This is a genomic window from Streptomyces sp. NPDC005566, from assembly GCF_040605575.1.
Classification (GTDB): Bacteria; Actinomycetota; Actinomycetes; order Streptomycetales; family Streptomycetaceae; genus Streptomyces.
The window spans coordinates 1-19,637 of the sequence record NZ_JBEXDB010000023.1; the positions used below are offsets into that span (position 1 = coordinate 1).

The 19,637-nt window shown below is 71.4% G+C and carries 15 protein-coding genes; 3 read left to right on the forward strand and 12 right to left on the reverse strand.

All coding sequences use genetic code 11. The features are described 5' to 3' along the window. The 10 genes from ABZS61_RS29715 to ABZS61_RS29760 all read right to left on the reverse strand — a co-directional run. Nucleotides 1-164: flavodoxin-dependent (E)-4-hydroxy-3-methylbut-2-enyl-diphosphate synthase (locus tag ABZS61_RS29715; RefSeq protein WP_351179376.1), on the reverse strand; the 164-nt coding region annotated here is incomplete at its 3' end. Nucleotides 165-346: 182 nt separating this feature from the next. Continuing rightward, on the reverse strand, nt 347-1,657 hold the full coding sequence (locus ABZS61_RS29720; RefSeq protein ID WP_351179346.1) for a site-2 protease family protein: 1,311 nt from the start codon (nt 1,655-1,657) through the stop codon (nt 347-349). Next, the gene (gene dxr, locus ABZS61_RS29725) at nt 1,654-2,916 is read right to left on the reverse strand and encodes a 1-deoxy-D-xylulose-5-phosphate reductoisomerase (protein WP_356428156.1); all 1,263 of its coding nucleotides are present in this window, start codon (nt 2,914-2,916) and stop codon (nt 1,654-1,656) included. Before dxr ends, ABZS61_RS29720 begins: the two co-directional genes overlap by 4 nt. 52 nt (nt 2,917-2,968) lie before the next feature. After that, nucleotides 2,969-3,664 carry a hypothetical protein gene (locus ABZS61_RS29730; RefSeq protein ID WP_356427911.1) on the reverse strand — a complete coding sequence of 232 codons (696 nt, stop codon included), beginning with the start codon at nt 3,662-3,664 and terminating at the stop codon, nt 2,969-2,971. A gap of 260 nt (nt 3,665-3,924) precedes the next feature. Continuing rightward, a complete protein-coding gene (locus ABZS61_RS29735; protein ID WP_356427914.1) occupies nt 3,925-4,791 on the reverse strand; it encodes a GNAT family N-acetyltransferase in 867 nt (288 codons plus the stop codon). Between the two features lie 246 nt (nt 4,792-5,037). Further along, nucleotides 5,038-6,276, reverse strand: a complete 1,239-nt coding sequence (gene aroA / locus ABZS61_RS29740) for a 3-phosphoshikimate 1-carboxyvinyltransferase (RefSeq protein ID WP_356427918.1) — start codon at nt 6,274-6,276, stop codon at nt 5,038-5,040. An 81-nt stretch (nt 6,277-6,357) separates the two neighbouring features. Then, on the reverse strand, nt 6,358-8,304 hold the full coding sequence (locus ABZS61_RS29745) for an acyl-CoA dehydrogenase family protein (RefSeq protein ID WP_356427921.1): 1,947 nt from the start codon (nt 8,302-8,304) through the stop codon (nt 6,358-6,360). A gap of 186 nt (nt 8,305-8,490) precedes the next feature. Beyond that, the gene (locus tag ABZS61_RS29750; protein ID WP_356427924.1) at nt 8,491-9,936 is read right to left on the reverse strand and encodes an aldehyde dehydrogenase family protein; all 1,446 of its coding nucleotides are present in this window, start codon (nt 9,934-9,936) and stop codon (nt 8,491-8,493) included. A 169-nt stretch (nt 9,937-10,105) separates the two neighbouring features. Then, nucleotides 10,106-11,695, reverse strand: coding sequence for a PucR family transcriptional regulator (locus ABZS61_RS29755; RefSeq protein ID WP_356427927.1), 1,590 nt, complete (start codon nt 11,693-11,695; stop codon nt 10,106-10,108). Between the two features lie 107 nt (nt 11,696-11,802). Continuing rightward, on the reverse strand, nt 11,803-14,160 hold the full coding sequence (locus tag ABZS61_RS29760; protein WP_356427929.1) for an ATP/GTP-binding protein: 2,358 nt from the start codon (nt 14,158-14,160) through the stop codon (nt 11,803-11,805). 245 nt (nt 14,161-14,405) lie between these two features. Here ABZS61_RS29760 and gabT point away from each other — a divergent pair, with 245 nt between their 5' ends. Together gabT and ABZS61_RS29770 are read left to right on the forward strand one after the other, a co-directional pair. Beyond that, entirely contained in the window at nt 14,406-15,746 is a 1,341-nt protein-coding gene (gabT, locus tag ABZS61_RS29765; RefSeq protein WP_356427932.1) for a 4-aminobutyrate--2-oxoglutarate transaminase, read from the forward strand. A gap of 150 nt (nt 15,747-15,896) precedes the next feature. Beyond that, nucleotides 15,897-16,715 carry a phosphatase PAP2 family protein gene (locus ABZS61_RS29770; RefSeq protein ID WP_356427935.1) on the forward strand — a complete coding sequence of 273 codons (819 nt, stop codon included), beginning with the start codon at nt 15,897-15,899 and terminating at the stop codon, nt 16,713-16,715. Here the strand turns inward: ABZS61_RS29770 and ABZS61_RS29775 are convergent. Next, nucleotides 16,666-18,492 (reverse strand): glycoside hydrolase family 18 protein, encoded by a 1,827-nt coding sequence (locus ABZS61_RS29775; RefSeq protein WP_356427938.1) that lies wholly within the window; start codon nt 18,490-18,492, stop codon nt 16,666-16,668. The genes ABZS61_RS29770 and ABZS61_RS29775 overlap by 50 nt on opposite strands. 228 nt (nt 18,493-18,720) lie before the next feature. Between ABZS61_RS29775 and ABZS61_RS29780 the strand changes: the two genes are divergently transcribed. After that, a complete protein-coding gene (locus ABZS61_RS29780; RefSeq protein WP_356427941.1) occupies nt 18,721-19,047 on the forward strand; it encodes a GYD domain-containing protein in 327 nt (108 codons plus the stop codon). A gap of 36 nt (nt 19,048-19,083) precedes the next feature. On the opposite strand, the gene ABZS61_RS29785 is transcribed toward ABZS61_RS29780, so the two are convergent. Beyond that, complete coding sequence (locus tag ABZS61_RS29785; RefSeq protein ID WP_356427944.1) at nt 19,084-19,554, reverse strand: hypothetical protein; 471 nt, start codon at nt 19,552-19,554, stop codon at nt 19,084-19,086. Between the last annotated feature and the right edge of the window lie 83 nt (nt 19,555-19,637).

The window sequence follows — 19,637 nt, forward strand, 5'->3', positions numbered from 1 at the left end:
TGCAACGTCGCACCGATGTCCGACGTACGCGTCGTCGTCATCGACTGCACCGACACCGGTGCGTCCCCACCGACCGCCACCGACCCGACCTGGATCTGACGGCTGACCCGTCGGTCGGCGAGCTTGGTCGGAACGGCCGGCATTCCGAGAGAAATCGCAGTCATGCGCTGAGCATCCCCAAGGTGTGGATCAGTGTGGATCGAGGTCCCGAGAACGGCGGGCTCCAGGCTTCGAGGTTACGGCACCGGAGGAAGGACGGGCGCACCCCGTCCGGCAATACCGCCGAACGGTGAGTGGCCGGACACCGTCTGTGTGGCCGGCCACTACCTCTGGGACGCCGGAGGCGTCAGGTGATCTTGACGGGGTTCACGATGTCGGCGACCAGCACCAGCAGGGTGAAGCAGATGAAGACGCCGGCGACGACATAGGCGACCGGCATCAGCTTGGCCACGTCGAAGGGGCCGGGGTCGGGCCGCTTGAAGACGCGGGCCACATTGCGGCGCAGGGATTCCCAGAGCGCACCGGCGATGTGCCCGCCGTCGAGCGGCAGCAGGGGCAGCATGTTGAAGAGGAACAGCGAGAGGTTGAAGCCGGCCAGCAGGAACAGCATCATCGCGATCTGGTTCTGTGCCGGGACGTCGAGGTTCATCACCTCGCCGCCGATCCTGGCCGCACCGACCACGCCGACCGGAGAGTCGTCGGCGCGCTCGCCGTCACTGAAGGCCGCGTTCCACAGGTCGGGGACCTTGGAGGGCAGGGCGATGATCGAGTCGACGCCGTTCTCGATCATGTCGCCCATGCGGACGACCGAGTCGCCGAAGGAGAGCGGCAGGATCTCCGTGTTGGCGGCGAAGCCGAGGTAGCCGGCCTCGACGTATGCCTTCGGGACGACCTGGCCGTCGGCGTCCTTCTTCGCGACGGTGTTCTTCTGCAGCACGGCGTGCAGGGTCTGCTCCCGGCCGTCGCGCTCCACGGTGATGGCGGCGGGCCCGATGGTCTTCCGGATCCGGTCCGAGAGTGTCGCCCAGTCGTCGATCTTCTCCCCGTCGAAGGCGACGATCCTGTCGCCCTTCTGCAGCCCGGCGGCCTTGGCGGGCGAGACCGGGTCGGAGGCCTTGCAGGCGTCGCGTTCCTCGCTCTGCTCGATCACGCACTGCTGGACGCCGGCGACCTCCGTGGTCTGGGTCTGGAAACCGAAGGTCATGGCCACACCCATGAAGATCGCGACGGCCAGGACCAGGTTCATGAACGGCCCGGCGAACATCACGATCACGCGCTTCCACGGCTTGCGCGTGTAGAAGAGCCGGGTCTCGTCGCCCGGCTCGAGCTCCTCGAACGCGGCCGATCTGGCGTCCTCGATCATGCCGCGCCAGGGCGAGGTGGAGCGCGCCTCCAGCCGCCCGTCGGGTCCCGGCGGGAACATGCCGATCATCCGGATGTAGCCGCCGGCGGGAATGGCCTTGATGCCGTACTCGGTGTCGCCCTTCTTGCGCGACCAGATCGTCGGGCCGAAGCCGACCATGTACTGCGGCACCCGGATGCCGAAGAGCTTGGCGGTCGACAGGTGGCCCAGCTCGTGCCAGGCGATCGAGAACAGCAGACCCACGGCGAAGATGGCGATCCCCAGGACCGTCATCAGGATCGTCGTCATACTCATGCGTGCGCCTCCGCTGTCGCTTTCGCCGAGAGTTCCCTGGCCCGGGAACGGGCCCAGGTCTCCGCATCGAGGACGTCCGCGACGTCGAGTGAAGTTCCCGTGGCAGGGGTGCCGTGTTCGGCGACCACTGCGGTGACCGTATCCATGATGCCGTTGAAGGGCAGCCGTCCGGTCAGGAATGCGTCCACGCACTCCTCGTTGGCGGCGTTGAACACCGCCGGGGCGGTGCCGCCCAGTGTGCCGACGTGGCGGGCGAGCCCGACGGACGGGAACGCCTCGGTGTCCAGCGGGAAGAACTCCCAGCTGGAGGCCCTCGTCCAGTCGAAGGCGGGGGCCGCGTCCGGGATCCGCTCGGGCCAGCCGAGCCCGATGGCGATCGGGCCCCGCATGTCGGGCGGGGTCGCCTGCGCGAGGGTGGAACCGTCGGTGAACTCCACCATCGAGTGAACGTACGACTGGGGGTGGACCACGACCTCGATCCGGTCGAACGGAATGTCGTAGAGGAGATGCGCCTCGATGACTTCCAGGCCCTTGTTGACCAGCGTCGCCGAGTTGACCGTGATGACCGGGCCCATGGCCCAGGTCGGGTGCGCGAGGGCCTGCTCGCGGGTGACCCCGGCGAGCTCGCTCCTCGTGCGTCCGCGGAACGGTCCGCCGGAGGCGGTCACGACGAGCTTGCGCACGTCGGCGCGCTTTCCGGCGGCGAGGGCCTGGAAGAGCGCGGCGTGCTCGGAGTCGACCGGGATGATCTGGCCGGGAGCCGCGAGGGCCTTCACGAGGGGGCCGCCGACGATCAGCGACTCCTTGTTGGCGAGGGCGAGCGTGCGCCCGGCCTTCAGCGCGGCGAGCGTGGGGGCCAGGCCGATGGAGCCGGTGATCCCGTTCAGCACGGTGTGGCAGTCGCCCGCGGCGAGCTCGGCGGCGGCCCCGGGCCCGGCCAGGATCTCGGGGAGCGGCTCACCCGCCCCGTAAGCCGCGCGCAGGGCCTCCCGCAGCGCGGGCACCTTGTCCTCGGCGGCGACCGCGACCGTACGCACCCGCAACTGCCGCGCCTGATCGGCGAGGAGCTCGACCCGGCCGCCCGCGGCGGACAGCGCCGTGACACGGAAGCGGTCGGGGTTGCGCAGCACCAGGTCGATGGCCTGCGTGCCGATGGACCCGGTGGAGCCGAGGATCACAAGATCCCGGCGGCCGTCCGCGGCGTCGAATACGAGATGCGGATCGGCGAGGGGTACGGGGCTGTCGCTCATGCCCCCCATTGTTGCCGCATCCGCTGTGCGCGCGGACAGGGCGTCCCCGTCGGCGCGCGCCTCAGGCCCGACCGGCACGGAATTTCTTCCACTGAGCGGCCATGATGTCCTGCGGCACCCCGCCGATGTCCTTGGTGTCGAGGGCCTCCCCGCGGAAGGCGAGCGTGGTGGAGCCGACGCGTACGACGGTGAGGTACTCGTACAGCTTCGTCCTGTCCTTCACGTCGAGGAGGGTGAAGCGGTACGCCCTCGCCTCGTCGGCCTCGTCCGCGAAGGCGGGCAGCCCGGTGGGTTCGACCTTCACGTATCTGGCCCGCGCGATGGCCCGCTCCTCCGTCAGTCCTCCGGCACAGGCCCGGCCGGCCTTGCGGAGCGACTGCATGACCTTCTCGGCCCCGCCGTTCCCGTACGAGCGAAGGGTCACGTCGACCATCACGCCGAGCATCTCGTCGGGGACCTCGACCCTGCGCTGCACCTGGGCGGCCGGGTCGTGGTCGCTGACGTCACCGGCGAGGCTGACGAGCGGCTGGCAGACGGCCGGGGTGGCGGTGTAGCCGTCGCTGAGAAGCCCGTCCAGGACGTACTCGTGGGCGGTGTAGGCGCCCACCTTCTCCCCGTCGGTGAAGGCGACCGCCTTGAGCTCCGCCTCGGTGAGCGCGGCGGCCGGGGCCGCGGAGGGGGCGGGGCTCTTTCCGGCCTTGTCGTCACCGCCGTCGCCGCTGTCGCCGCATCCGGTGACGCCGAGGAGCGTCACCACCGCGCATCCCACGGCTGCGGCACTCCGCCATCCGGCCCGCCGGTTTCCCGCCCCGAACATCCTTGCCCACTCTCCCGTTGACGGTGGCGATCATGTCTCCGATCGTCGCCGAGGCTCGATTGTGCTGTATGCGGGTCGGATTCACGTGTCGATGCCGAACTTCTTACGCCCCTGAGCGGTCGGCGTCGTCCGGTGTCGGTGGTCCTTCGGCCGGCCTGGGGCGTCAGCAGAAACTCGGCGGGGGAGAACAGACGCCCGATTCAGCTGATCTCGTATCCGGCCGAGCGCAGCGCAGCCAGCGCCTGGTCATGGAGCTGTTCGGGGACAAGTACCAGGTCGGCATGGTAGGTCGAGGCGGTGAACACCGGAATCGCGGCGCGGGCCAACGGCGTGAGGACGGCGGCCAGCAGGCCCGGCTCGTCGAGTCCGTGGTTCGGATCGGCGTCGTACAGTGCGATCCAGCGATCGGCCGGAGGAGCCGAACTGTCCGCGACACGAATCACCGTCAGGCCTTCCGGCGCCCGTACCAGGGCAAGCCAGTCGTTGCCGCGCGGCTCGCGTGACCCGGGGTGGTGTTCGAGGGCCAGGACCGCGTCGAGCACCCTGAGCCGACGCGTCGGGCGGGTCGGGTGTGGGACCAGGTCGACGGTGAAGGCCACGCGGTCGAGTCCGGGGCCGTCGTAGTCCGGCCGGACGGGTGCGGCCATGAACCCGAGCCGGGTGTGGAAGGCCTGGGAGGCGGTGTTCTCCGGGCTGGTGACGCAGTGCGCGTACCGGCGGCCGTGCGCCCGGACGAGCGCGAAGAAGGCGCGGTAGAGGGCGCTCCCGACTCCTTGGCCTTGCAGCGCCGGATCCACGCCGACGAAATGCACGTAGGCGACGTCCGGCTCGGACTGTGACAGGAAGCCGACGAGAAACGCGGAGAGTTCCCCGTCGGGGCGCTCGACGAGAAAGCTGGTGGTGGTGAAGTGCTGGAAGTACAGGCGGGGAAGCAGCAGCGCGCGTTCGATCGCCCCTGCCTCGCCCTTGAGCCCGTCCCACCACCTGTCCAGCACGGCCAGCACCCGCAGGTGATCCTCGGCGGTCGGGTGTCGGGCTGTCAGTCCAGCAGGTAGATCGTTGATCACGCCGGCAGTGTAGAGGCAGGTGAAAAGGCCGCGCCGAGATCCGGTGATCGGGCGCGGCCCACCGTTCGGCAGGCGGGCTGGGGAGTGCGTCGGGTGGGTACGTGGGCGGAACCCGGAGCGCAGACCGGATCCCGCCACGTACAGCCGGTCACGGACCGAGCAGGGCGTCGATGCCCCAACCTCCCGGCACATCATGGGGGGAGGGCAGGGCGGGTGCCGCCGCCGTAGTGCGCGCGGCCTCTTCCGTCAGCCGGCGCTGCCTGCCGCGAACTCCGCGAACGCCTCGTGGAATTCGGGGAACGTCTTGCGTACGCACCCGGGGTCGTCGTAGGTCATTCCGGGTGCGCGCAGCCCCGCGACCGCGAACGACATCACGATCCGGTGGTCGCCCTCGGTGGCGATCTCCGTGGCGCGGGGGGTGCCGGGGTGGATCTCGATCCAGTCGTGTCCGGTGTGCACGGTGATCCCCATCCGCCGCAGGTTCGTCGCGCAGGCCTCCAGCCGGTCGCACTCCTTCACCCTCGTGTTGGCGACGTCCTCGATCCGTACGGGCGACGAGGCGAACGGTGCGATCGCGGCCAGGGTGGGCATCGTGTCGGAGATGTCGCGCATGTTGACGGTGAGACCGCGCAGGTCGCCGGTGGACCGGACCGTCGTCGCGTCGGCCGTGGTCCGCACCTCGGCGCCCATGCGGCGCAGGACGTCGGTGAAGCGCAGGTCGCCCTGGAGCGCGTCCGTCCCGAGGCCGGGGACGGTGACCTCACGGCCGGTGAGGGCCGCGGCCGCGAAGAAGTAGCTCGCGGTGGACGCGTCGGGCTCGATGGAGTACGTGGTGGCGCGGTAGCCGCCCGGGGGAACGGTGAACGTGTTCCCCTCCCGGACGACATCGACGCCGAAGCTGCGCATCATCGAGAGGGTGATCTCGATGTACGGCGCCGACACGAGCTCCGTGACGTCGATCCGCAGCCCTTCGGCGGTGAGCGGTCCGAGCATGAGCAGGGCAGTCAGGTACTGGGACGACTCCCCCGCATCCAGGGTCAGTTGACCGCCTCTGACCCCTGATGCCTCGATGCGGAGCGGGTGGTGGCCCTCCGCACCCTCGTGGTGCAGGTCGACGCCGAGGGCGCGCAGGGCCTCGGTGAGCGGGGCGAGGGGGCGCCGGCGCATCTGCGCGGAGGCGTCGAAGCGGTAGGTGCCGGTGGCCGCGGCGGCGGTCAGCGTCGGCAGGAAGCGCGCGGTGGTGGCCCCGTCGCGGCAGTGGATCTCGGCCTCGGTGACGGCGGGGCCGGAGGGGCGGCCCTCGATGTACCAGCGGTCCGGCTTGCGCGTCACCCCGTATCCGAGGCTGGTCAGCCCTTCGGTGAAACCTTCGGTGTCGTCCGAGTGCAGGGGCCTCAGGAGGGTGGTGGTGCCGTCCGCGGCGGCGGCCAGGAACAGGGCGCGGGCGGTGACGGACTTGGAGCCGGGGATATTGGTTATGGTCACGGGCACCCATCCTGCCGTTCGGCGGGCGCACCCGCGGGGCGTTTCCAGGCAGTGGACGCACCCCGCGGGGAAGATGCCGGTTCAGCGGATGGGGCGGTGGACGTTCTCCCCGGTGGCCGGGCCGGGGGTGGCGTCGGCGATCCAGGGACCGTCGCCGCTGGGGTCGATGACGCCCTCCTCCAGCCAGGTGTACGTACCGGACAGGACTCCGTCGACCACACGCCGGTCGATGTCGTCGGTGTTGGACCACAGCCGGGTGAAGAGTTCCTCCACCCGGATGCGGGACTGCCGGCAGAAGACGTCGGCGAGCTGGTACGCCTCGCGGCCGTGGTCGCCGTTGACGCGCAGGTGTTCGGCACGGACGCAGGCGGCGCTCATGGCGAAGAGTTCGGCGCCGATGTCGACGATCCGTCCGAGGAAGCCCTGCTTGGTCTCCATGCGGCCCTGCCAGCGCGACATCGCGTAGAAGGTGGAGCGGGCGAGCTTGCGGGCGGAACGTTCGACGTACCGGAGGTGGGCGGAGAGATCCGGGTGCCCCGGAACCCTGAACTCGCTGTACGCGCTGGGGAGCTGCCCCGGCCCGCTGACCAGCTTCGGCAGCCACCGTGCGTAGAACCCCGCCGCGTTGGCGCCCGCCTTGGCCTTGGCCGAGAGGGGCTTGTCGGGGTCGATGATGTCGCCGGCGACCTTGAGGTGGGCGTCGACGGCCTCGCGGGCGATCAGCAGGTGCATGATCTCCGTGGAGCCCTCGAAGATCCGGTTGATCCTCATGTCGCGGAGCATCTGCTCGGCGGGTACGGCGCGTTCGCCGCGGGCCGCGAGCGAGTGGGCGGTCTCGAAGCCGCGCCCGCCGCGGATCTGGACCAGTTCGTCGGAGATCAGCCAGCCCATCTCGGAGCCGTACAGCTTGGCCAGGGCGGCTTCGATCCGGATGTCGTTGCGGTTCTCGTCGGCCATCTGCGAGGAGAGGTCGACGACGGCCTCCAGCGCGAACGTGGTGGCGGCGATGAAGGAGATCTTCGCGCCGACCGCTTCGTGCCGGGCGACCGGCCTGCCCCACTGCTCGCGCACGGCCGTCCATTCGCGGGCGATCTTCAGCGACCACTTCCCGACGCCCACGCACATGGCGGGGAGCGAGAGGCGTCCGGTGTTGAGCGTGGTCAGGGCGATCTTGAGCCCTGCGCCCTCGGGGCCGATCCGGTTCGCCGCGGGCACGCGGACCCGGTGGAAGCGGGTCACCCCGTTCTCGATGCCGCGCAGCCCCATGAAGGCGTTGCGGTGCTCGACGGTGATGCCCTCGGAGTCGGCCTCGACGACGAAGGCCGTGATGCCGCCCTGGTGGCCCTCGGACTTCGGGACGCGGGCCATCACGACGAGCAGGTCGGCGACGACGCCGTTGGTCGTCCAGAGTTTCACGCCGTCCAGGACGTAGTCGTCCCCGTCGGGAACGGCCGAGGTCGCGAGCCTGGCCGGGTCGGATCCCACATCGGGTTCGGTGAGGAGGAACGCCGAGATGGCCGTACTGGCCAGGCGGGGCAGGAAGGCGTCCTTCTGCTCCTGGGTGCCGAACATCTTCAGCGGCTGCGGTACACCGATGGACTGGTGGGCGGAGAGCAGCGCGCCGAGAGAGGGGCTGGCGGAACCGACGAGGGCGAGTGCCTTGTTGTAGTAGACCTGGGTCAGTCCCAGGCCGCCGTACTTGGGCTCGATCTTCATACCGAGGGCGCCGAGTTCCTTGAGGCCGTTGACGACCTCGTCGGGGATCCTGGCCTCCCTCTCGATGAGCGCCCCGTCGATCCCGGTCTCGCAGAATTCGCGCAGCCGGGCGAGGAAGGCCTCGCCGCGCCGCACGTCGTCTGCGGCGGGCATGGGGTGTGGATGGATCAGGTCCAGCCGGAAGCGTCCGAGGAACAGTTCCTTCGCGAAGCTCGGCTTGCGCCAGTCCTGTTCGCGGGCGGCCTCGGCCACCTGCCGTGCTTCACGCTCGGTGACTTTGGGGGCCTGGGGAATGTCGGATGGGGCGGACATGAGGAGCTCACCTCGCCGCGAGTCGGGTCGATGGTCGGGACGTACGCATACCGATCGGTACTACTCGTCCGTATGTACCCGATCCACGCGACCCCCACCACCCCTGCGACCGACTCCCGGAGGGGTACGGAACCGGCCGGAGCCCCCGCACAGCGGGCTCCGGCCGGTTCGTGGATCACGCGCGGGCTACAGGGCCAGGCCAGTGAGGACCAGCACCCGCTCGTACGTGTAGTCGTCCATCGCGTAGCGGACGCCCTCGCGGCCCACGCCGGACTGCTTGGCGCCGCCGTACGGCATCTGGTCGGCGCGGTAGGACGGGACGTCGCCGATGACCACGCCGCCCACCTCCAGGGCGCGGTGGGCGCGGAACGCGGTCTGCAGGTCGTGCGTGAAGACGCCTGCCTGCAGGCCGTACTTGGAGGAGTTGACCGCGGCGAAGGCCTCTGCCTCGCCGTCGGTCCGCTGTACGGACAGGACCGGGCCGAAGACCTCTTCGCAGGCGATCTTCGAGGTGCCGGGCAGGTCGGTGAGGACCGTCGGGGCGTAGGTGGCCCCGTCGCGCTTGCCGCCGGTGAGCAGCCGGGCGCCCGCCTCGACGGCCTCGTCGACCCAGGACTCGACGCGGCGGGCGGCGTTCTCGTCGACCAGCGGGCCGACGTCCGTGGCCGCGTCCGAGGGGTCGCCGGTCACGAGGGCCTCGACGGCCGCGACGATCTTCGGGACGAGGCGGTCGTACACCGAGGAGTCGGCGATGACGCGCTGCACCGAGATGCAGGACTGGCCGCCCTGGTAGTTGGAGAAGGTCGCGATACGGGTCGCGGCCCAGTCCAGGTCCTCCTCGGAGGCCCAGTCGCCGAGGACGACGGCCGCGCCGTTGCCGCCGAGTTCCAGGGTGCAGTGCTTGCGGGGCACCGACTCCATGATCGAGTAACCGACGGGGCCGGAGCCGGTGAAGGAGATCACGGGCAGGCGCTCGTCCTTGACCAGGGCGGGCATCCTGTCGTTCGGCACGGTCAGGACGGACCAGGAACCGGCCGGGAGGTCGGTCTCGGCCAGCAGCTCGCCCAGGATCAGGGACGAGATGGGGGTGGCCGGGGCGGGCTTGAGGATGATCGGTGCGCCGACGGCGATGGCCGGGGCGACCTTGTGGGCGCTCAGGTTGAGCGGGAAGTTGAAGGGCGCGATGCCGAGGACGGGACCGCGCGGGAAGCGCCGGGTCAGTGCGAGGCGGCCGGTCCCGCCGGCGTCCGTGTCCAGCCGCTGGGCGTCGCCGCCGTTGAAGCGGCGGGCCTCCTCGGCGGCGAACCGGAACACGGAGACGGCGCGGCCGACCTCACCGCGGGCCCACTTGATGGGCTTGCCGTTCTCTCCGGAGATCAGCTGGGCGATCTCCTCGGTGCGCTCCGTCAGACGCCGCACGACATGGTCGAGCGCCGCGGCCCGCACGTGTGCCGGGGTGGCGGCGAACTCGTCACGCACGGCGTGCGCGGCGGCGACGGCCTCCTCGACCTGGGCGTCGGTCGGCACGCTGACCGTGCCGACGAGACGGCCGTCCCAGGGGTTGGTGACGTCGAAGCTGTCCTCGCCGGTGGCCTGGCGGCCGGCCAGCCAGAAGGCGTGGGTGGAAGTCATGGCGGTTCCGGCCCTTCGGGGGTGTGAACGGGAGGTCGCGGGCACCGCGGAGGCACCCTCCTGGCCCCACCGTAGGTCGGCGGGGCGCGGATGACGTTTGTCCGGCGTGGAGCGGACCGGAAGGGTGATGCGCCGGTTTGTCGGAGCCGAGCGACCGTGTTCCCGTCCGCTACGGGGTCCCCGACGAGGCGGCTGTCGTCTTCAGGGCCAGCCACAGCTCCATCCGGACATCCGGATCGTCAAGGGAGCGGCCCAGGATCTCCTCCACCCGGCGCATCCGGTACCGCAGCGTGTGGCGGTGGACGCCCAGGTCCGCGGCGGCGGCGTCCCACTGGCCGTGCCGGGAGAGCCAGGCCTGCAGCGAGGCGACCAGGTCGCCCCGGCCCTTCGCGTCGTGTTCGTACAGGGGGCGCAGCATCCCGTCGGCGAAGGCCCGTACCGCGTCGTCGGCCAGGAGCGGCAGGACGGAGCCGGCGGCGAGCTCCTCGTGCTCGACCAGGGCCCTGCCTCTGCGGCGGGCGACCGAGAGGGCCTGCTCGGCCTGCTTGTACGCGGCGGCGACGGCGATGGGGCCGCAGGGGGCGGACAGTCCGACGACGACGTCGCCCTCCTCCTTCCCCGGCTCGTGTGCCGGGCGCTCGTCCTGTGTCCCGGCATGGGCGGCGCACGCGGCGACCGCGGCGCCGCCGTCCGCGGCCAGCACCACGACGCGTTCGCCCTCGGGGACCATCAGCAGTGTCTCGCCGGACCGGGCAGCCGCGGCCTCCATCGTCTCCGCGAGCAGCTCGGTGGCGACGGGTGCCGAGGGGGCCGACGGGGTGAAGGCCTCCGCGATGAGCAGCCTGAAGGGGGCGTCGAGCAGGCCCCCGTACAGGTCGCCGGCGACCGCCCGGGCGTGGTCGGGCTGCCCGGCCAGCAGCATGCGCAGGACCGCCGCGCCGAGGCGTTGCTCCGCGCCCTGGAGCGAGCGGGAGCGCGCCGTGGTGAGTGTCAGCAGGGCGACCGCGGAGTGCACCGCGTAGCGCTCGGCCGTGCCGAGCGCCGCCCCCGTGCCGACGGCCAGCGCCCCGCGGGTGCGGCGGCCGGTGCCCAGGGACTGGAGCTCGACCCGGTCGTCGGTGTCTCCGACGACGGCGCTGGCCGGGGCGGGGCGGTCCCGGAGGCGCTCCACGTCGGGCGTGAGCCGGGCGGCGCGGCGGGCCGCCCAGTCGGGCGCCGCGGCCACGACCGCACCGGAGGTGTCGTACAGCGCGGCCCAGCCGTCGACGTACGCGGCGAGACGGGTCAGGAGTTCTCCGGGACCGTCCCCGGCGAGTGCGGCGCGGGTCAGCTCCCGCTGGGCCTCGAAGCCCGCGGTGACGGCCCTGTACTGGTCGGCGGCGATCGCCGCCGAAACGGCCTTGCTGATGGCGAGGAACGGGGTGCGGCGGGGTACTTCGAGGAGCGGCAGCCCGGATTCGTCGGCGGCGGCGACGAGGGCGTCGGGGATGTTCTCGTAGGTGACGCCGACGGCGAAGCCGATCCCGGCGACTCCGGCGCCGGCCAGGCGCTGGACGTACCTGCGCATCGTCTCGGGGTCCTCGGCGTCGAGGTTCGTGGCGGTGACGAGGAGGAGCTCGCCGCCGTCCATGTACGGCACGGGGTCGGCGAGCTCGCTGGCGTGTGCCCAGCGCACCGGCGTGTCGAGCCGGTCCGCCCCTGCCCGGACCGTGAGCTTGAGCGCGGAGTGCTGGACGAGCGAGGCGAGAGTGGGGGGCATGGGATCGCCGGATCTCTGGGAGTCGATTGCGCCGTCCCGTACAGACGGCCGCAATCGATTCTGCCAGGGCGGCAGGTTTCCCGTAACCGCTTGCTCCGGCTGCGCTCTCAGCGTCCGAGCTCGACCAGCAGCGGCGGCGCGTGTTCGCCGTCGACTGTCGTCAGGGACAGGACGGCGTGTCCGGCGGGCAGCGAGTAGGCCAGCTCGGATGCCGACCAGCGCTCCCGTTCGACGCGCCTCACGGTCACGGCGTCCCTGGTCACGGCCTTGCCGGTGACCAGTTTGCGCAAGCCGTGCAGCGCGCGGGTGAACGGCTGGTCGGCGAAGACCGCGTGCTGGGCGACCTCGCGGGTCTCCACCCACTCCTTGCCCCAGACCTCCGCGAAGCGTTTGCCGTCCCAGGTGGTGACCCCGGAGAAGGCCATGCAGCAGCCGACCGCGCCGAGCAGCGCGGTGTGCAGCCCTTCGGGTACGTCGTCGACGGTACGCAGGGTGAGGACGGCGCCCGCGTTGACCGACCGTAGCCGCCGGACGCCCCTGACCGTTTCGGTGGTGACGGTGTGCGTGGCGTCGTCCAGGACCAGGCAGACGAAGAGCGAGTGGTCCGTGCGGGCAGCGGCGATCGCGTTGAACTGGGCGAGGACGAGCCGGGCGAGGAGCCGCGAGGCCTCGGCGTGCGCACGCTCCGGCAGATCGATCCTGACCCGCAGCGGAAGGTGTTCCAGGGAGCGCAGCGAGAAGGGGCGGGCACCGGCGCCGGTGGCGAAGAACGTGGCGAACGCGGGCCGGTCGAGCAACGCGATCCGGTCGGCGAGCACCGGCGCCGGGTCTCCCGATCCGCCCTTCTGGCGTGCGCGGGTCTCGAGTTCGCGCAGCATCGCGTGGTGGCCGCCGGCCGACAGGGCCTCCCGCAGCGTGCCGATCGCGGACAGGTCGCCGTCGAGGAGTTCCCTGAGTGCGGGCACCCCGGGGAAGTGCCCGTGGACGGCCCGGTAGGGGCCGAGCAGCTGGGCCAGCACCGTGGCGGCGCGCCTGCTGTCCAGGTTGGTGACATCGCCGACGAGCCCTTCCGCGAGGACTCCCGCGGCCTCGTCGGGGTCGGTCGTGCCGCCGTACAGATCGAAGTCGTGGACGGAGGCGGGGTCGCCGATCCGCACGACGACGTCGTACGCGTCGTCGGGGCCGAGCTGTCCCCCGGCCGAGCCGACCGCGAGTACGGCCGCCCGTCCGGCGAGTGCCTGGAGGGCGAGCGACTCCACGACCGGGCGCACCAGCCGGGCGGACTTGCCGGCCCCGGGCGGTCCGACCGCGAGGAGTGAGGTGCCGAGCAGCGCGGGTTCCAGGGCGACGCCCGAGCCGCGGCGCGCGTAGGGGTTGTGCGGGTCGTCGGCGTAGCTGCCGATGCGGACCTGGCCGGTGAGCAGGTCGTGGCGGGCTGTGCGCTGCGGCAGGTCGCGGGCTCCGGACGGGTGGAGCGCCGCGGCTCCGCCGGTACGCAGGACGGCTTCGGTGAGTGCGGCGGCCCGGTCGGCGTGCCCCCGGCCCAGGGCCCAGGCGTGGCGCAGACGCGCGACGTCGACGTCGTTCATCCGGCCGGTGCGCACCTCGGCGGCGAGTGTCTCGGCCGCGTCGGTCTGCCCTGCCGCGCGCAGTTCCGGCCATTGGTCGGGGGTGGTGGCGTCCGGGGGCGCGGCGGGAGCCGGAACAGCGGCCGGGGCGCCGGAGCGGCCCCTGAGGCGCTCGGCGGCCGTCTCGCGCCACTTCCCGAGGCGGGCGAACGGCCAGAGGACCCCGAGGGTGATCAGCGTGTAGATCACGTTCACCACGGCCTGGCTCTGGAAGACCTCGCCGCCCGCGACCGAGGCGACGAGGACGAGCACGGGCCTGACGACGGGTACGGCGTCCTTCCACACCAGGAGCTGCGCGACCGCTGCGGCGGCGGCCGTGACCAGTGCGAGGAAGGGCTGCCCGCGCCCGGCGACGTGTCGCCGGAAGATCTCGGACCAGTTCCCCAGGCGCCCGCACCCGTAGACGAGGAGCCCGAAGAGGACGGCCTCGTAGACGGTGAGGGCGTCGGCGCCCTCGACCGTCCTGGGTCCGCCGAACGTTCCCGCGTACCACCAGTCGCCCGGGGTGAAGAGCTTCAGGGGGACGAGCCGGTAGGGGATGTAACCGTTGCGCCACAGGGACCACAGGAGGAGTCCGCACAGCGCCGAGATCAGCACCCCGGCCACCAGCGAGCGGTCGGAGACGCCCTCCGGCTTCTCGGGCGGGCGCGGGGTGTGCCCGTAGCGCCAGACGCCCGGTTCCCTCACGGGGCGGGGGGTGCGCAGCCATTCCCCCAGCGGGGGGCCGGCTGCGGGGGCGTGCGCGGGGGGCGGTGGAGCGGACGGCGGTGGTCCCGCCGGGCGGGGCACCCGGTCCGCGCTCGTGCCCCGTTTGCCGTACGTGCCTTCGGTGTCCATGAACCGCTGCCCCCTGACCAGCCGCGTCCCGCCTTCTGCACCGGTCAATCTAGTGCCAGGACACGGGGAGTTCAGCAACCCGGCCGGATGGTGCGGGCCGGGACGGCACAGCATGCCGGGTAGGCCATCTGTCCGCCGCGGACAAGGACACGCCCTCACTGCTCCCGATCGGAGCATGCCTGCCGCCCGTCCCCGCCCCTAGCCTGCAGAAAGAGAAGCGTCCGAAACACCCCCAGGAGCCCCGCATGTCCGACATCCCGCAGGAGCGCCGCGTTGTCACTGCCATTCCCGGCCCGAAGTCGGCTCAGCTGCAGGCTCGCCGCGTCGCGGCCGTCGCCGCGGGCGTGGGCTCCACGCTGCCGGTGTTCACCGCCAGGGCGGGCGGCGGGATCATCGAGGACGTGGACGGCAACCGGCTGATCGACTTCGGTTCCGGTATCGCCGTGACGTCGGTGGGCGCATCGGCCGAGGCTGTCGTGCGCCGCGCCACCGCGCAGCTCGCCGACTTCACCCACACCTGTTTCATGGTCACGCCGTACGAGGGGTACGTCGAGGTCTGCGAGCAGCTCGCCGAGCTGACGCCGGGCGACCACGCGAAGAAGTCGGCGCTGTTCAACTCGGGCGCCGAGGCCGTCGAGAACGCCGTGAAGATCGCCCGCGCCTACACCAAGCGCACCGCGGTCGTCGTGTTCGACCACGGCTACCACGGCCGGACGAACCTCACGATGGCGCTGACCGCCAAGAACATGCCGTACAAGCAGGGCTTCGGTCCGTTCGCGCCCGAGGTCTACCGCGTCCCGGTGGCGTACGGCTACCGCTGGCCCACGGGTGCCGAGAACGCGGGCGCCGAAGCGTCCGCGCAGGCCATCGACGAGATCACCAAGCAGATCGGCGCGGACAACGTCGCGGCGATCATCATCGAGCCGGTCCTCGGCGAGGGCGGTTTCATCGAGCCGGCCAAGGGCTTCCTCCCGGCGATCGCACAGTTCGCGAAGGACAACGGCATCGTCTTCGTCGCGGACGAGATCCAGTCCGGCTTCTGCCGCACCGGCCAGTGGTTCGCCTGTGAGGACGAGGGCATCGTCCCCGACCTGATCACCACGGCCAAGGGCATCGCGGGCGGCCTCCCGCTCTCGGCGGTGACCGGTCGCGCCGAGATCATGGACGCCGCGCACGCCGGCGGCCTCGGTGGCACGTACGGCGGAAACCCGGTGGCCTGTGCGGGTGCGCTCGGCGCCATCGAGACGATGCGCGAGCTGGACCTGAACGGGAAGGCCAAGCGCATCGAGGAGGTCATGAAGGGCCGTCTGGCCGAGCTGCGGTCCAAGCTCCCGAACGGCGACATCATCGGTGACATCCGCGGCCGTGGCGCGATGATCGCGATCGAGCTCGTGAAGTCCGGCACGAAGGACCCCGACGCGGCCGCCGCGGCGGCGCTGGCCAAGGCCTGCCACGCCGAGGGCCTGCTGGTGCTGACCTGCGGCACGTACGGCAACGTCCTGCGCTTCCTGCCGCCGCTCGTCATCGGTGAGGACCTGCTGAACGAGGGCCTGGACATCATCGAGCAGGCATTCGCCACGCTCTGATCCCGTGCGGGACCGCCGGCCGCCGCGAGGCGATTTCGGCGGGGATGACCTGGGCCCGCGTGTGGGCCTGTGAAGAAGGTGTGCGGGGGCGATGGCGGGATAACGTTGCCGCTATCGGTCCCCCCTTCCTCTGACGTACGGTTTCCGCAGATGAGAGAAACACCCCGCCCGCAGGGGACTGCGGGCGATGCCGGGCCGGGGCTCCCCCAGTGCCGACCCGGTCGTGCCCTGGCGCACACCACTGGAGCTTCTGGCTCCGGAACTCCTCACCGATCGGATGGCCGCTCGCCCCACACCCCCCGGGGCGCGCGGCAAACCGATCCGACCGGCCACCTCGGAACAATCCCCCCTGTTCCCCGGTGGCCGGTTCTTCTCGTTTACCGGGTGTCGGCGCTTCTGGTGCTGTTCGCGCTGGTCACCTGGCAGGTCGTGGCCGACGGCCCCCTGCTCGGACCCGACGAACGGGCCGGTCTGGCCCTGGCCGGACGGGGCCCCGCCCGGCTCTCCGACTTCTTCGCCGATCTCGGCAACATGCAGGTGGCCGTGCCGGTACTGGCGTGCGCGGTCGTCTTCGCCTGGTTCCGCCGTGCCCGTCGTGCCGCGCTGTGCGCCGTGGCGGTCATGGCGGCGGTACCCGTGCTGGTCGTTCCCCTCAAGGTGTGGACCGACCGCCAGGGGCCGCTGACGGAGGCGACCGGTTACTACCCCTCGGGCCACACGGCCACGGCGGCGGTGGCGTACGGGGCCGCGGCCCTGCTGCTGGCGCCGTACGTGCGCCGTTCATGGATGATGCTCGTCGCCGCCGTCCTGATGACGGCGGCGACGAGCATCGGTCTGGTGCTGCGCGGCTACCACTGGCCGCTGGACGTGTTCGCCAGCTGGTGCCTGAGCGCGGTGCTGCTGCTGGTGCTGCGGGAGGTCAGCTGCCGAAGTAGGCGTCGAAGTTCTTCTGGAACTCCCAGTTGTTGAAGCGGTCCCAGTTGATGGACCACGTCATCAGCCCGCGCAGCCCGGACCAGGTGCCGTGGGTCTGGTACGAGCCGCAGTCCGTCTTCTTCGTCAGGCAGTTCAGCGCCTTGGTGACCTCGGCGGGCGAGGTGTGGCCGTTGCCCGCCTGGGTGGAGGCGGGGAGGCCGAAGGCCACCTGCTCGGGGCGCAGGGCCGGGAAGACCTTGGTCTGGTCGCCCGCGACCGGGAAGCCGGTGAGCAGCATGTCGGTCATGGCGATGTGGAAGTCGGCGCCGCCCATCGAGTGGTACTGGTTGTCCAGACCCATGATGGAGCCCGAGTTGTAGTCCTGGACGTGCAGCAGGGTGAGGTCGTCGCGCAGGGCGTGGATGACCGGGAGGTAGGCGCCGGCGCGCGGGTCCTGACCGCCCCAGGGGCCGGATCCGTAGTACTGGTAGCCGAGCTGTACGAAGAAGGTCTCGGGGGCCATGGTGAGGACGAAGTCCGCGCCGTACTTGGCCTTGAGGGACTTCACCGCGGAGATCAGGTTGACGATGACCGGGCTCGTCGGGCTGCGGAAGTCGGTGTCTCCGGTGTTCAGCGAGAGGGAGTGGCCCTCGAAGTCGATGTCCAGGCCGTCGAGCCCGTAGGTGTCGATGATCTTGGACACCGAGGAGACGAAGGTGTCACGCGCGGCGGTGGAGGCGAGCTGCACCTGGCCGTTCTGGCCGCCGATGGAGATCAGCACCTTCTTGCCGGCGGCCTGCTTGGCCTTGATGGCGGCCTTGAACTCCGCCTCGGACTCCACCCCGGGGCACTCGGCGGCCGGGCAGAGCGAGAAGCGGATGTCGCCGGAGGTGACGGACGTCGGCTCGCCGAAGGCGAGGTTGATGACGTCCCACGAGTCGGGCACGTCGGCCATCCGGGTGTAGCCGGAGCCGTTGGCGAAGCTGGAGTGCAGATAGCCGACGAGGGCGTGGGCGGGGAGGTCCCCGTTCCCGCCACCCCCGCCGCCGGTGGTCGTGGTGGCGCTCACGGCGGCGGACTTCGCGGACTCGCCCGCGGCGTTGACCGCGGTGACCTGGAAGCTGTACGCGGTCGACGCGGCCAGCCCCGTCACGGTCGCCGACGTACCGGAGGCGCTGAGTACCTTCGCCCCGCCCCGGTAGACGTTGTAGCCCGTGGCTCCGGCGGACGCGGTCCAGGACAGCGGAACGGCGGACGCGGTGGCCGTGCCGGCCTTCAGCCCGGCGGGCGCGGCGGGCACGACGACGGGTTCGCCGCCGGGGCCGACGAGGGTGAGGTCGTCGGCGTAGTAGGCCGGGGTGCCGTACCAGCCGTGGGTGTAGACGCTGACCGAGGTGGTCGCTGCGCCGGTCCTGAACGTGGTGGTGAGCTTGGTGTACGCGCCGGCGGACTGGGTCCAGGTGGAGACGTCGACGGTCCCGGTGCCGGACGCGCCGAGGTACACGTAGCTGCCCTGCACCCACGCGCTCAGCGTGTACGTGGAGTCGGGCTTCACCGTGACGGTCTGGGAGCACTTGGCGTTGTCGCTGCCGGCCGGTGTCGCCTTCAGCGCGGAAGTGCCGCCGTGTACGGGCGTGCTGACGACGGCTCCGCTGCCGCCCGTACAGCTCCAGCCGTCCAGGCCCGCCTCGAAGCTGCCGTTGCGCGCCAGATCGGCGTCGGCAGCACCGGCGGCCGGAGCCGAGACGGCCAGACCGCCGGCGGCGAGCAGGGCGGCCGAGAAGGCGGCCAGAAGTCCGGAGAATCGGGCGGGTGGTCCGGTGCGTTCCACAACAGCCTCCGTGCAGGGGGGAATTGAGTGGGGCCGCGCACAACATGGTCCAGACCAATCAAGTTGTCAAGACCTCTGGCGGTTCCCCGTTCCTCGTCGTCGCCTCTGCTGAGCCCGCGGCCGGCCCGTCCGGCCGATCGGATGCCGCTGTTCGGGGGATCCGCGGGCCGCCCTCGCCCGTGTCCCGGGCGGAGCGGGTATCCCCTGACGAAACGAAAGAGGGACACGATGCCGCTCTACCTGTCGAGGTTCAGCTACACGCCCGAAACGTGGGCACGGCTGATCGGCCACCCCGAGGACCGCTCGGAGGCCGCCCGGTCGTACATCGAGTCCGTCGGCGGGAAGCTCCACGGCTTCTGGTACGCCTTCGGCACGCACGACGGCTACAACCTCTGGGAAGCCCCGGACAACGTGTCCATGGCCGCGGTCGCCCTGGCGATCGGCGGAGGTGGCGCGCTCGAGTCGTTCGAGACGACGGTCCTCCTGAGCATCGAGGAAACGCTGGATGCCCTGCAGAAGGCCGGGCAGGTCCGGTACCGGGCTCCCGGCGCGTAGCCGTCCGGGCTCCGGCAGGAGAAACAGCCGCCCCGCTCAGTCGCGGTCACCCCCTCCTCCGTAGGCGCTCCGGGCGGCTGCGGCCTCATGCATCGCGAGCTCCAGGACGGTCGCGTCGGTGAGGGTTCCGGACCCGTCCGGCTGGATGAGCCACCGCACCCCGCCGACCGTGCGGCCCGGGTAGGGAACGACGATCCAGGTGCCCTGTCCCGCCCCGCGGACACCGGTTCCGAGCCAGCGCGCCGCCGTTCCCGGCGGCACGAAGAACCCCATGCGGGCGTCGCCGAAATCGGCGAGGACCGGCCCCGGCCGGTCGATGAGCCGGGTGAGCACATCGAGGGTCGGATAGCCCAGCTCCCCCGGAAGGATCAGTACGTCCCAGCGCCTTCCGGCGGGAAGGAGCGCGATCCCCTGCGGATTGCGCTCCCACTCCCACCTGCAGGCTGCCGGATCCGGTGCCACCGATGCGAGCCATTCGACCGCGGCGTGTGCCCCCGTGCCGGTCATGGACTGCCTCCTTGGACGTGGGCACCGGCGGGTTTCCGCCGGTGCGTTCACGTGGGGGAGAGCCGTCCGCCCGGATCATGACG

Coding starts and splice junctions, on each gene's coding strand:
- ABZS61_RS29780 (WP_356427941.1), top strand. CDS start 18,721: ATGCCGCTCTACCTGTCGAGGTTCAGCTACACGCCCGAAACGTGGGCA.
- ABZS61_RS29760 (WP_356427929.1), bottom strand. CDS start 14,160: ATGGACACCGAAGGCACGTACGGCAAACGGGGCACGAGCGCGGACCGG.
- ABZS61_RS29745 (WP_356427921.1), bottom strand. CDS start 8,304: ATGTCCGCCCCATCCGACATTCCCCAGGCCCCCAAAGTCACCGAGCGT.
- ABZS61_RS29770 (WP_356427935.1), top strand. CDS start 15,897: ATGAGAGAAACACCCCGCCCGCAGGGGACTGCGGGCGATGCCGGGCCG.
- dxr (WP_356428156.1), bottom strand. CDS start 2,916: ATGGGGGGCATGAGCGACAGCCCCGTACCCCTCGCCGATCCGCATCTC.
- ABZS61_RS29755 (WP_356427927.1), bottom strand. CDS start 11,695: ATGCCCCCCACTCTCGCCTCGCTCGTCCAGCACTCCGCGCTCAAGCTC.
- ABZS61_RS29720 (WP_351179346.1), bottom strand. CDS start 1,657: ATGAGTATGACGACGATCCTGATGACGGTCCTGGGGATCGCCATCTTC.
- ABZS61_RS29750 (WP_356427924.1), bottom strand. CDS start 9,936: ATGACTTCCACCCACGCCTTCTGGCTGGCCGGCCGCCAGGCCACCGGC.
- ABZS61_RS29785 (WP_356427944.1), bottom strand. CDS start 19,554: ATGACCGGCACGGGGGCACACGCCGCGGTCGAATGGCTCGCATCGGTG.
- gabT (WP_356427932.1), top strand. CDS start 14,406: ATGTCCGACATCCCGCAGGAGCGCCGCGTTGTCACTGCCATTCCCGGC.